Annotated in this window: 10 protein-coding genes; 7 read left to right on the forward strand and 3 right to left on the reverse strand. The window is 60.6% G+C overall.

Annotated elements, in window-relative coordinates; genetic code table 11:
• Positions 1-95 precede the first annotated feature (95 nt).
• Both SPHS8_RS06870 and SPHS8_RS06875 read right to left on the reverse strand, forming a co-directional pair.
• Positions 96-884, reverse strand: coding sequence for a FadR/GntR family transcriptional regulator (locus tag SPHS8_RS06870; protein WP_201514789.1), 789 nt, complete (start codon positions 882-884; stop codon positions 96-98).
• A 63-nt stretch (positions 885-947) separates the two neighbouring features.
• Entirely contained in the window at positions 948-2,273 is a 1,326-nt protein-coding gene (locus SPHS8_RS06875; RefSeq protein WP_201514790.1) for an MFS transporter, read from the reverse strand.
• 58 nt (positions 2,274-2,331) lie between these two features.
• Here SPHS8_RS06875 and otnK point away from each other — a divergent pair, with 58 nt between their 5' ends.
• The 4 genes from otnK (at position 2,332) to SPHS8_RS06895 (ending at position 6,450) form a co-directional block, all read left to right on the forward strand.
• On the forward strand, positions 2,332-3,579 hold the full coding sequence (otnK, locus tag SPHS8_RS06880) for a 3-oxo-tetronate kinase (protein WP_201514791.1): 1,248 nt from the start codon (positions 2,332-2,334) through the stop codon (positions 3,577-3,579).
• Positions 3,576-4,238, forward strand: coding sequence for a 3-oxo-tetronate 4-phosphate decarboxylase (gene otnC / locus SPHS8_RS06885; RefSeq protein ID WP_236574996.1), 663 nt, complete (start codon positions 3,576-3,578; stop codon positions 4,236-4,238). Before otnK ends, otnC begins: the two co-directional genes overlap by 4 nt.
• Positions 4,235-5,221 (forward strand): D-erythronate dehydrogenase, encoded by a 987-nt coding sequence (gene denD, locus SPHS8_RS06890; RefSeq protein WP_201514793.1) that lies wholly within the window; start codon positions 4,235-4,237, stop codon positions 5,219-5,221. Before otnC ends, denD begins: the two co-directional genes overlap by 4 nt.
• Positions 5,222-5,316: 95 nt before the next feature.
• Complete coding sequence (locus SPHS8_RS06895; protein WP_201514794.1) at positions 5,317-6,450, forward strand: hypothetical protein; 1,134 nt, start codon at positions 5,317-5,319, stop codon at positions 6,448-6,450.
• Between the two features lie 287 nt (positions 6,451-6,737).
• On the opposite strand, the gene SPHS8_RS06900 is transcribed toward SPHS8_RS06895, so the two are convergent.
• Entirely contained in the window at positions 6,738-7,043 is a 306-nt protein-coding gene (locus SPHS8_RS06900; RefSeq protein ID WP_201514795.1) for a hypothetical protein, read from the reverse strand.
• Between the two features lie 703 nt (positions 7,044-7,746).
• On the opposite strand from SPHS8_RS06900, the gene SPHS8_RS06905 reads away from it, so the two are divergent.
• The 3 genes from SPHS8_RS06905 (at position 7,747) to SPHS8_RS06915 (ending at position 12,520) form a co-directional block, all read left to right on the forward strand.
• Positions 7,747-10,137: a TonB-dependent receptor gene (locus tag SPHS8_RS06905; RefSeq protein ID WP_236574997.1), complete on the forward strand. Its 2,391-nt coding sequence runs from the start codon at positions 7,747-7,749 to the stop codon at positions 10,135-10,137.
• An 86-nt stretch (positions 10,138-10,223) separates the two neighbouring features.
• Positions 10,224-11,552, forward strand: coding sequence for an MFS transporter (locus SPHS8_RS06910; protein WP_236574998.1), 1,329 nt, complete (start codon positions 10,224-10,226; stop codon positions 11,550-11,552).
• A gap of 26 nt (positions 11,553-11,578) precedes the next feature.
• Positions 11,579-12,520 (forward strand): TauD/TfdA dioxygenase family protein, encoded by a 942-nt coding sequence (locus SPHS8_RS06915; RefSeq protein ID WP_201514797.1) that lies wholly within the window; start codon positions 11,579-11,581, stop codon positions 12,518-12,520.
• The last annotated feature ends 3 nt before the right edge of the window (positions 12,521-12,523 follow it).

A 12,523-nucleotide genomic window follows, 5' to 3' on the forward strand; every position in this document is an offset into this window, starting at 1 on the left:
CCGTCAAAACCTTTCCCCATGGGAGCAAAGAGATTGGCGGCGAGGAGAAAACGGGCTTTTGGAGGCCCCATCTTGCTGCGAGCTTGACTCTCAGATTAGTCAGCCTGGCTTAGTCGGGAAATTCCGCCGCCGCCAGTGCGCCAAAACGCCCGGTCAGCACTCAAAATTCTCTGAGCCGAGCATTCCATATGGCGAACCGCCGCAGCGCGAGCCTGATCGGGATCGCCGGCGGCGATCGCATCCCGAATAGCGCCATGCTCTTCGTCCACGGCGCGAACGAGATCGCCGCTGAGCGCCTCGTTCGACCGTGTTACTCCGATCGCTACCTCGATGGGCCGTGCGAGGGCATGGACGACCTTACGCCAATAATCATTGCCGCACGCGTCGGCGATGCTGGCATGGAACGCGCGGTCTTCGATGACGCCGAGTTCCCCGGCCTGCTGGACTCGCCGCAGTCGATCCAATGCCCGGTCAATTGCCGCCATGGCCTCGCGCGTTCTTTCCGCTGCCGCGATCGCTGCAATCTCGCTCTCGACCACACGTCGCACGCCGATAAGATCGATCAACGACTTCACAGAAGACTGCGTCAGCGTGTCCAGTTCGGGCCCTCCGGCATCAGGAAGACGGACGAAGGCACCGCTGCCCTGAACCGTCTCCACGCGCCCTTCAGCGCGGAGCATGGCGATCGCCTCCCGAATGACCGAACGGCTCACGCTGAAACGCTGCGCGAGGGCATTTTCCGACGGCAACTTGGCACCGGGAACGAGATCGTGGCTCTCGATATGCTCAATTATTAGGCGCGCTATCCACTGCGAACGGCGTCCGCTGTGATGATCAGAACCTGTAAGGGGGAGAGCGGGACCGCGATCCAATTCACGCATCATGGGTTGACCAAAAGCAATCTTCCATCACGCCAACTGCAAGAAACGAACAATCGGGCTTTCCTATCATCGCGAACCGAGCGCAGCTTTGGCCGGTGATCGCGATCCGGCGAATACGGCGATGGCGGCGACGATCAATATAAGTGCGAGTACCGCCGTCGCGGTTGCCCGGCTGCCCGTCGTTCCGCTGATCCATCCGATCAGCAGCGGACTGGCAAAGCCTGCCAGGTTGCCAACCGAATTGATCGCGGCGATCCCCACAGCAGCGGCGCTGCCGCGCAGGAACGCCGTTGGGAGGTTCCAGAAAAGTGGACTGGCGGTGAGCGTCGATGCCGCAGCAAGGCACAGGAGGGCGATAGCTGGTAAGGGGTTTTGCGCCATTGGCGTCACGATAAGCGCGGCCGCGCCCACCAGCAAGGGCAGAATAAGGTGCCAACGGCGTTCGCCGGTGCGATCCGAACTGCGTCCAACCAGCAGCATCACGACGGCTGCACAAGCATATGGGAGCACCGAAAACAGCCCGACAACCAACGGCGAACCGCCCGAAATGTCATCGATCATCGTCGGTAGCCAGAAGGTGAAGCCATATTGGCCCATGATGCAGCCGAAGTAGATCAGGGCCAATCGCATGATCTGCGGGTCGCCGAACACATCGCGGATGCGCGCGTGATGGCGCACGCCTTCGGGTTCATCGGCGGCAAGATCCCGTTCGATCCATGCACATTCGCTGTCATCGAGCCAATCCGCCTCGGCAGGCCGCGAAGGCAGCATCCGCGGTACGAGACAGCCCAGAACGACAGCGGGCAGAGCCTCGATCACGAACATCCAGCGCCAGCCGCCCCAACCGCCAATTCCGTCCATCCCCTCCATGATCAAACCGGATAACGGCCCGCCGACGATGCCGGCTAGCGGAATAGAGACCATGAAGAGCGCGATGACTTCACCCCGGCGGGATGACGGAAACCAATAGCTCAGATAGAGGATGATGCCGGGGAAGAAACCGGCTTCGGCCACGCCCAGCAGGAAGCGCAGGATATAGAAGGACATTTCGCCTTCTATAAAGGCGCAGCCAGCCGATACGACGGCCCAGCTGATCATGATCCTGGCGATCCAGCGCCGCGCGCCGAACCGGTGGAGCGCCATGTTGCTCGGAATTTCGAACAGGAAATAGCCGATGAAGAAGATGCCCGCGCCAAGTCCGTATGCAGCTTCGCTGATGCCGAGCTCGCCCGACATTCCTAACTTTGCAAATCCGACATTCACCCGGTCGAGATAAGCGACGACGTAGCAGGCCATGAGGAACGGAACGAGCCGCCACTTGACCTTGCGATAGACAGCATCTGCCTGCGCCGGAGCAGCGCCCTCCCCTACGATACCGTTCGTATTTTCCATGCCTGTCTGGTTGTCAGACAAGTTTGTATGTGTCAATGCGGCCGCTGAAGGAGCCGCCATGCGACTGGGATGTATCGCCGACGACTTTACCGGGGCAACCGACTTGGCCAACGAACTGGCGAGCCGGGGATTAAGAACGTCGCTGCTGTTCGGAATACCCGCTGATCTTGACCTTGCCGAGATTGACGCCGTCGTGATTGCGCTCAAGTCGCGCTCGATTGCGCCCGATGCGGCGGCCGAACAATCGCTTGCAGCCCTGCGCTGGCTGAAGCAGGCTGGGTGCGAGCGCTTATACTTCAAATATTGTTCGACCTTTGATTCGACCGATGCGGGCAATATCGGGCCCGTGCTCGAAGCCATGGCGGCGGACCTGGGTGTTGAAGCAGTGATCGCCTGCCCGGCCTTCCCAGCGACAGGCCGGACCGTTTATCAGGGACATCTGTTTGTCGGCGATCGGCTGCTGAATGAATCGACCATGCGCGATCATCCGCTCAATCCGATGCTGGATGCCGATCTGGTTCGGGTTTTGCAACGCCAGACGCGCGGTACAGTCGGCCTTCTGCCGCGTGAAATCCTTGCAGCAGGAGCGGCCGCCGAAGCGATGGCGGAACACTGTGGCGCGGGCATGATTGCCGTCATCGCGGATGCCATCTGCGACGAGGACCTCGCGCTGCTTGGACAATATTGCGCAGGAGTGCCGCTGGCATCGGGCGCTTCTGGCCTTGCTTCGGGCATCGCCCGCGCGCTGGCGCCGCCTGACGCTTGCCGCGCATCGGCGCCGTTGCCCGAAGCTGGCGCGTCCCGGCGCGCAATCCTTGCCGGCAGTTGCTCCGCCGCCACGCGACGCCAGGTCGAGCTGGCTGCCGAGCGATATCCATCCCTTCGGCTGTCGCTGCGTGCAGGAGAGACACCGCAACAAGTCGTCGCCGGTGCGAAGGACTGGATCGACAAGCAGGCGCTCGATCGGCCGCTGCTGATCTATTCGACCGCAACGCCCGACATGGTGGAAGCGCAGCGCCGCGCGTGGCCCGATGGAGCCAGCGCCGCATTCGAAGCTATCCTCGCGGAGATGGCCGCCTATCTGTTTGAGGATGGCGGTGGCGCGCTGATCGTCGCGGGCGGCGAAACATCGGGGGCTGTGGTCAGTCGGCTGGGGCTCGGCCGGATTGACATCGGACCAGAAATCGATCCCGGCGTGCCGTGGACCATTGCAGCGCGGGACGAGGGTCCGCCACTGCTGCTGACGCTGAAATCAGGAAATTTCGGCAGCGACGACTTCTTCCTGAAAGCCTGGGAGCACTTATGATGACTGATGATCCTGCGCTTGCCATCCGTACGGATATCGTGCGCCTGGGGTACCGCCTGTGCGACCTCGGCCTGGCGCCGGGCAGCAGCGGCAACATCAGCGCCAGGCTGGCGGACGGACGCATCATCATGACGCCTACCAATTCGCGTCTGGGTGACCTGGACGTCGAGCGTCTTTCAGTGCTCGCACCAGATGGCGGCAGGATAGCGGGCGATCCGCCGTCAAAGGAGGAATTTCTGCATCGGGCGGTCTACGACGCCCGACCGGGCGCTCATGCGATAGTCCATCTTCACGCCACACATTCGGCAGCCGTGTCGTGTATGGACGGCCTCGATCCGTCCGATTGCCTGCCACCGCTGACCGCCTATCATGTGATGAAGGTCGGTCGATTGCCGCTGATCCCCTATCATCGCCCCGGGGACCCAGCGCTTGCGGACCAGATCGGCAGCATGGCATCGGCCAACGCTGCCATATTGCTGGCCAATCATGGTCCCATCGTCGCGGGCAAATCGCTGGCCGAAGCGGCTAACGCGATCGAGGAGCTGGAGGAGACGGCCAAGCTGTTCCTGTTGCTGCGCGGTACGCCAACCCGGCCGTTGAATGCCACGCAGATCGAAGAACTTCATCGCGTGTTCGGCGCGCCAGGCGGTGCGCAATGAACATCGTCATCACCGGCGGCTCCGGTTTCCTGGGTCAGAAGCTGGCCCACGCGCTGCTGGCGCAGGACGGCTTCACAAAGGGCCGCTCACATCTTCTGCTGGCTGACCGCGTGGCGGGCCCTGATTTTGATGACGCGAGGGTCCATTATGCTGTCGGAGACGCGTGCGACCGTACCTTCGTCGCGCGCCTCGTAGCTGAGGCTGATGTCATCTACCATCTCGCCGCCGTGGTCAGCAGCGAAGCCGAGGCCAATTTCGACCTTGGCATGCGTGTCAACATCGACGCTGCGCGGCTGTTGCTGGATGAATGCCGCGCAGCCGGCCGGTGTCCGCGGGTGATCTTCACCAGCTCAGTCGCGGTCTTCGGGCCATCCGATCCCAGCGCGCCCATCAATGACGAGAGCGCGGTCGATCCGCGCTCATCCTACGGGATGGAGAAAGCGGTCGTGGAACTGCTGGTAGCCGAATACAGTCGGCGCGGCTTTATCGAAGGGCTGACCCTGCGCCTGCCCACGATCAGCGTTCGTCCCGGCCTGCCCAACAGGGCTGCATCTTCTTTCGCTAGCAGCATCATCCGCGAACCGATGTCCGGACAGGCGGCGATCTGCCCAGTACCGCACGATACCGCTCTCTGGCTGCTGTCGCCGCGGAGAGCGATCGCCGCGCTGGTGCACGCCGGTGCCTTGGACACCTCCAGTTTGGGCGCGCGGCGGATTGTAAACTTGCCCGGATTGTCCGTCACCGTGGGTGAGATACTAGACGCGTTGGAGATCATCGGAGGCCAGACGGCACGGCAGATGGTGAGCGACGTACCGGATGCCGCGATCGAGAAGATTGTCGCGAGTTGGCCAGCGGCCTGGGATGACGCGACGGCCCGGGCGCTGGGGTTCGAGGGTGACACAACGATCGCGCAGATCATCGACGCATTTGTGTCAGACGATCTCCCATCGCAACGAATATTGCGGCGGGAGCTTGCGGGATAGGACTGAAAGACGGCGGCCATGGCTCCAGCATTTGGCAGCAGGCCTCGACCGCGTAGATCGCAGCCACATCGATACCAATCATTGGAGAGATACGCATGATCCGCCATCTTGCTCTCTTGCTGACCCTTGCCACGACCACGTGCGCGCCTCTTCCGATGAAAGGCGAAACGGCTCAGTTGCCCATGCCATCATTCCGGTTCGATACGCAGTGGCTCAAAATGCCCGTGGACCTCGCAACCGGAGAGATGGTGGCGGTCGCCGTGGACAAGAACGATCACCTGTGGGTCCTGCACCGTCCCCAAACAGTTACCGGCCGCACTCCAGCGAACGTCGCGCCGCCGATCATGGAATTCGACAGGGACGGCAGATATGTTCGTGGCTTTGGAGGGCCGGGCCCAGGCTATGAGTGGCCGGGCAAAGAGCATAGTCTGGCGATAGCGGCCAATGGCGATATCTGGATCAGCGGCAGTCGGGTGGAGGCGGAGGGCGACGACATGCTTCTCGTCTTTGACGCGCAGGGGCGTTTCGTCCGGCAGATCGGGCAGCGCGGAAAAAGCACCGGCAATGAGGACCGGCGGAATGTGCACGCAGCGGCTGACATCTTCATCGATGACCGCGAACAGGCCGCCTATGTTGCGGACGGATACGGCAATCAACGGCTGGTCGTGTTCGGCAAGGACGACGGCGCGTTCCGGCGCATGTGGGGCGCTTATGGGAAAGCCCCGCCCGATCCGCGCCCTGCGCCACCCCCGGCAGATTTCCATGCGGATGGGCTCGCGCCGGAATATTTTTACGGTGTGCACGGGGTAGAAAAAGCGCGCGACGGAACCGTTTATGTATCGGACCGCATGCACCAGCGCATCCAGGCCTTCTCGGCCCACGGACGCTATCTGCGGCAAGTCTTCATAAATCGGGATGCACCTTCGCCCACGACAGCCTCGGGCATCACCTTTTCACGCGATCCCCAGCAGAAATACATGTTCGTCGCCGATTGGGGCAATCACATGATTGTTGTGGTGGACCGCAGGAACATGTCCGTGATCGGCACTACCGGGCATCGCGGAGAGGCAGCGGGCGAGTTTCGCGGCCCCCACCTGATTGACACCGACAGCAACGGCGTCATCTATGTGGCCGAAGTGCAGGGGCGCCGCGTGCAGCGCCTTATCCCGTCAGGTAGGCCATATCAGGAGAAAAGCAACGAGCGCAGTCAGCCGTTGTCGGGGCCTTAATCTTACTGAGCTGGGGTTCAGCAACACAGAATGGCAGATATTGTCGTCTACCTTATCGCCAAAGTTTTACTCAAGCCAAGGGTGATGAGCTATAATGAATAGCTGCCCTTCCGGATCTGGGTTTCGATATTTTGTCACTGTAAGGCAAGAACGGGGCGACCTTCCTTCGAGCGTTCTTCTCCCGGGCCATTGTGGCCCGAGGAGAAGTATCATGGGATTAAGAATTTGATGCCACCGCACGCGAGCGAGTATCATGGAACGCGGGACGCAAAGTCGCGCGGAGCGCGCTAAAGCCCCGTCAGATCTGGGCAATCCGATTCTTTCTTGATCAGCATGGGCGCACTAGGGATCAGGCGCTTTTTTGACCTCGCATCGACAGTAAGCTGCGCGGCGGTGGCCTGGTGAAGATCAAGATCGGCGACATTGTTTGTGACCGAAAGGTTCGTGCCCGGGCGATCGTCGTTCAGCAGAAGACCGGGCGGCCGGTTCAGTTCGCGCTGATGGACAATGCTAGGATCAGCTTCGTTCGGTGGTTGGAACTGCGGGGCGGATCGTTGGAGGAGTATGCGTTCCCGAGCCGCACCCTGGCGCATTCGCAACTCGGTGCAAGAAGGAGGCCATAATCTATTTCCGGGCGGCGCCATCCCGCGATGACGCGAGTGGCGCATTGGCGGGAAGAGTGCAGTCGGCATAAGAACTACCGCCGCTCGGCAGCCGAAGAGTGAGCGACGGAAAAGAGAATTTGGCCTCGTAAAAGCAAAACTTGGATTGACCACAACTCTATTCTTTTAGTAGAGATAAACCAGATGGTGCACTTGGCAACGCATCCATGCTTAACAGCATGCAAGCCCGCGGCTTTTGAAGGGATGCAGCTTGCTCCGCGTCAACAACGGCTAAAGCGCACGATGCTAAGGCGACCACGCCAGGGATCGTGTTCCCCCCGTTTCAAGGGGTAATGACGATGCTACCGACTTCGAGTTTCGTAAAAATCAAGATGATCCGCAGGCTGGAGCGCGCGGTCGGAAGCTGATCCCCGCCCATCGCTACGCCGATCCTTCCTTAGCCACTGGCTGATGGGAGCGACCGGACATGTCCGTCCAACAAAGCCCCGATGGTGCTCAGCGGAGGATGAATCATGCCCGTATCAACCGACAGCGCCCCGCGCCCCCTCCCGTGTCCCGCTCAGCGCTACTCAATATCCCTATGCCAGGCCGCAGCTGCGGTGTTCGGAGCGCCTGCCGCCGCCGATCTCAGTTCCCCGCCATCTCGCCAAGATAATAAATTCAAGGAAAATCAGTGATCTACCTGCCGCACAACAACAATAAAGCGCATTTGCATTTCCGCCTGTTCGCCTCAACCGCGGTCTTGGCTCTATCCATCGCCTCCCACGCGATCGCTGCGCCTGCCCCTGCGGAGGCAGATGTAGCCAGTGCAGAAGCGGACGCGGGCGAGATATTTGTTACTGCCCGCCGCCGGGACGAAGACGCGCAGGATGTGCCCATCGCCCTCAACGTCGTCAGTGCCGAGACCTTGGACAAGACAGGTAATTTTACGCTGGGACAAGTCCAGCAGCTTGTTCCCAGTCTTCAAGTTTTCAGCTTCAATCCACGCAACACAAATGTCAATATTCGCGGCCTCGGCGCCAATGTCTCTCTGACAAATGACGGCCTCGAAAATGGCGTCGGATTTTATCTCGATAATGTCTACTACGGCCGCCCCGGCCAGTCGCAATTTGACCTCGTCGACCTTCAACAGATAGAAGTGCTGCGCGGTCCGCAAGGAACTTTATTTGGCAAGAACACGACATCAGGCGCGATTAATATTACCAGTCGTGCGCCGAGTTTCGATCCTGAATTCTTTGGCGAGATCACCGGTGGCGACTATGGCTATCACCAACTCCGTGCTTCCGCGTCGGCACCGATCATCGCTGACAAAGCCGCGTTCCGCTTGTCCTTGGCCGATACCCATCGGGACGGCTTCCTCACCAATCTCCATGACGGATCAAAAGCGCAGGATTATGACAATTTCTCGATCCGTGGCCAGTTGTTGGTCACTCCGACCGAAGCCGTTTCGATACGTCTGATCGGTGACTATTCACACCAAAAGCAGCATTATGTGCTGAACATTCCGGTCACCTATTTCGGCACCTATGACAGCGGCGCGCCGATTGCCAACAACTTCCTCAATCGTACCACCCGTGCCGGATACACACCGCTGGCCGCCGATCCCTTCGCTCGTCAAGGGGACTCAGATGGTCACTATCAAGCGGAGATGGAAAGCTATGGCGGGTCGGCTCAGGTTGATTGGGACCTGGGCAAGGTTGCTCTGACGTCCGTGACAGCCTATCGCTGGTGGGATTGGAACCCGGCGAATGACGGAGATTCCACGTCCCTCCCGGTCGTAACAAAGGCGCAGCAAGCCAATCGCCAACGCCAGTTCAGTCAGGAATTGCGCCTCGGATCGACCGGAAACAACAGGATCGATTGGACGCTGGGCGCCTATTACTTCTGGCAAACCGTCCGCGGATATGGCGCGTCTGCTTATGGAAGCGCAGCTCCCAACTGGTTCGCCCCGGCAGGCAATCCCGTCGTCACCAACGCCGCGTTGAATGGCTTTGAATCCAACAGCTATTCGGAACCGGCGACGAAGAGCTATGCTCTTTTCGGACAGGCGAATTGGCATATCAGCGACAACCTGACCTTCACTGGCGGCCTGCGCTACACCCATGAAGACAAGACGGGCGTCTATCGCCAATATTGGGTCGCCGGGTCCGATCTGTCCACCTTGTCCCCCGCCGATGCCGCCGCAGCGACTGCCATCCGCAACCAGTTCAATCCGCGCACGAGCTATGATGTGGCGGTTTCGGACGACAGTGTTTCAGGCTTGGCCACACTCGCCTGGAAGGTGACGCCGGACGCCCTTCTTTACGGCAGCTATTCGCGCGGTAACAAATCAGGTGGCCTCAACCTCACCAACATTCCTGCCGGTGCGGTCGCTGAAGTAAAACCGGAAAAGGTCGACAATTACGAGTTCGGGCTGAAAAGCCAATGGTTCAACCGCGCCGTGACATTCAACGCGGCCGCCTTCTGGACTGAAGTGTCGGATTATCAGACGGCGATCACTCAGATCAATGCGGTCGGTCCGGCAATACAATATATATCGAACATTCCAAAGGTCCGATCGCGTGGCTTAGAAGCCGATGTTTCATATGCGCCATCAAAATGGATCGGGTTGACGGCCTCTGCTTCCTATGTCGATGCGACCTACCGCGACTACAGGAACGCGCCCCAAGCACCGGAACGCAATGCTGCGCTCAGCCCGACGCAGGATCTCACGGGTGTCCAACTGCCCGGCGTACCTAAATTCACCTACACGTTGGGAGCAGACCTGGCTCAGCCGCTGGGCAGCGGCCTGACGGTCATCTACGGCCACGCTGACTATTCCCATCGGTCAAGCTTCAATACGTCATCAAGCAGCAGCCGATACGCGCAGGTTCCTGGTTACGGCATCCTGAACGCGCGCATCGGCGTCCGGGCCGACGATGGCCGCTGGGACCTGTCTGTGTGGGCGCGAAACCTAGCCCATAAAGATTACTTCCAGGCGCTTTCTCCCGGCGGCTTCGGCCTCGTCACCGGCACGATCGGCGACCCCCGGACTCTCGGCGCGACCCTCAGAACCAGATTGTGAGGCAGATGATGGCAACGCTCTATTCTCCACATTCGCTTGCTCATGCCCCAGCCCGGGACAGGACCGGACAGCTGAACAGATGGCGCTTGGCTGGCTTTGCATCGCTTTCGGTGCCCGTCGCCGCTGCACAGATGCCGCTGGCCGTCCATCTCCCTGCCATCTACGCTCAGCATTTCGGGCTGTCATTGGGCGTGATCGGTGCGATCTTTCTCGCCGAACGACTCTGGGGAGCGATTGCCGATCCGCTGATCGGCGTCCTCAGCGACCGAACGAGCAGCCGGTTTGGTCGCCGCAGGCCATGGATCGTTGGCGGCGCCATCATCTTCGGCTTGGCATCCCTCGCCCTGTTTTTCCCTTCTGCCAGCCTCGTCTCGCCCCTCTACCTCGGGGCCGCGATGTTCGCGATCTATCTCGGATCGGCGATGATCCAGATCCCGTATCTCGCCTGGTCGGGGCAGATATCGGGCGAATATCATGAACGGACACGGATAGTGACGTTCCAGACGGTCGCCGCCGCAGCCGCTTTGCTGCTCGTTCTGATCCTTCCGACGATCATTGACCAGTTGAACCCCAGGGATGGTCAACTCAAGCTCGCCGCTATGGGAGCAGTGGTGATCGGCAGCCTGATCATCACGGTCCCGCTCGCGCTGCGCGCCTTCACCGAAGCGCCAGCTGCCACTCCCGTCAATCATGAGCGCGCGCCACTCGGCCGGACGATCACGATCCTGTTCAGCGATCCGTTACTCCGCCGCGTGCTGCTGTCCGACTTCGCCGTTACGATCGGACAAAGCACCCGTGCAGGCCTCATCGTCTTCTTCGTCACCGCCTACATGGGCCTACCGCAATGGGCGAGCGGCCTATACCTCTTCCAGTTTGTCTTCGGCGTTGTCGCTGGTCCGATCTGGGCGCAGATCGGCTATCGCATCGGCAAGCACCGGGCTGCGGTCGCGGGTGAACTCACGCAGGTCGCGATCAACCTTGCCCTGCTGCTGGTGGTGCCGGGTCAGATTGCCCTGCTGTTAGCACTGACGGTAGCCCAGGGCCTCGCTCAGGGATCGGGCAACCTGATGTTGCGGTCCATGGTCGCCGATGTTGCTGATGCTCACCGACTGCGTACGGGCGCAGATCGTACCGCCCTGTTCTTCTCCGCCTTCAGCCTGTCGTCAAAGGCAGGCATGGCAGTGGCGGTCGGCATCGCCCTGCCGCTGGTAGGATGGTTCGGCTTCAACCCTCAAGCTGTCACCAACACGCCCGAAGCCCTGCATGGACTGCTCTGGGTGTTCGCCCTCGGCCCCGCCATTGCTCATCTGATTTCCGCTGCGCTGATCCACGGCTTCCCGCTGCACGAAGCGCAACATTCCGAAATTCGCCGTCGGCTGGAGGAGCGGGACGCCGCACTCACGCCTGCCGAATAAACCCCTGCAAAAATAGGACCCCTGCAATGACTGACCAGATTCACAACTTCATCAACGCCGCTGACGCACAAAGCCCGCTCGACATCGTCCCCGTCGCTGGCCGTATCGGTGCGGAGGTTCGCGGCATCGCATTGTCGGGCGATCTGGAACCGGCAATCATCACCGCGCTCCAGACGGCTCTCGCCCGGCACAAGGTATTGTTCTTCCGCGAACAGCATGAACTGACGGACGAGCGTCATGAACAATTTGCCGCCTTGCTGGGGGATCCTGTGGCGCATCCGACGGTCCCCGTTGCCGAAGGCTCGCGCTACCTGCTCGAACTGGACTCGAAGGAAGGCTATGCGGCATCCAGCTGGCATACCGACGTCACCTTCGTCGAAGCCTATCCCAAAGCATCGATCCTGCGCGCGATCAACGTACCTGCAGCCGGAGGCGACACGCTCTGGGCAAATGGCGCAACGGCATATGAAGAATTGCCTGAAGCGCTAAAAACGTTGGTCGATGGCCTATGGGCGGTGCATTCCAACAAATATGACTATGCTCATGCCCTCGGCACCAAAGACGCCGCACGGGCGGAGGAATATAGCAAGATATTTGCCTCCACCGTGTATGAAACGGAACATCCGGTCGTTCGTGTCCACCCCGAAACCAGCGAACGTAGCCTGCTGGTCGGCCACTTCGTGAAGCAGTTCGTCGGCTTCAATACCGCGGATTCGCAGCGGCTTTTCTCGATCCTGCAGGACCATATCACCAAGCCGGAAAACACCGTGCGCTGGCGCTGGGTTGCGGGCGACGTCGCCATCTGGGACAACCGCGCCACGCAGCATCGCGCGATAGCCGATTTCGGCCTGCAACGCCGTACCCTTCGCCGCGCCACGGTAGCCGGTGACATCCCCGTGGCAATTGATGGCCGCCGCAGCCGTACCGTCAAGAAAGAACAGGCGCCCATCCTCACGCCTGCTGAATAACCC

It is taken from the genome of Sphingobium sp. S6, from assembly GCF_905120495.1.
GTDB lineage: Bacteria > Pseudomonadota > Alphaproteobacteria > Sphingomonadales > Sphingomonadaceae > Sphingobium > Sphingobium agri.

Coding starts and splice junctions, on each gene's coding strand:
- SPHS8_RS06900 (WP_201514795.1), bottom strand. CDS start 7,043: ATGCGCCAGGGTGCGGCTCGGGAACGCATACTCCTCCAACGATCCGCC.
- otnC (WP_236574996.1), top strand. CDS start 3,576: ATGATGACTGATGATCCTGCGCTTGCCATCCGTACGGATATCGTGCGC.
- SPHS8_RS06915 (WP_201514797.1), top strand. CDS start 11,579: ATGACTGACCAGATTCACAACTTCATCAACGCCGCTGACGCACAAAGC.
- SPHS8_RS06875 (WP_201514790.1), bottom strand. CDS start 2,273: ATGGAAAATACGAACGGTATCGTAGGGGAGGGCGCTGCTCCGGCGCAG.
- denD (WP_201514793.1), top strand. CDS start 4,235: ATGAACATCGTCATCACCGGCGGCTCCGGTTTCCTGGGTCAGAAGCTG.
- SPHS8_RS06895 (WP_201514794.1), top strand. CDS start 5,317: ATGATCCGCCATCTTGCTCTCTTGCTGACCCTTGCCACGACCACGTGC.
- SPHS8_RS06870 (WP_201514789.1), bottom strand. CDS start 884: ATGATGCGTGAATTGGATCGCGGTCCCGCTCTCCCCCTTACAGGTTCT.
- otnK (WP_201514791.1), top strand. CDS start 2,332: ATGCGACTGGGATGTATCGCCGACGACTTTACCGGGGCAACCGACTTG.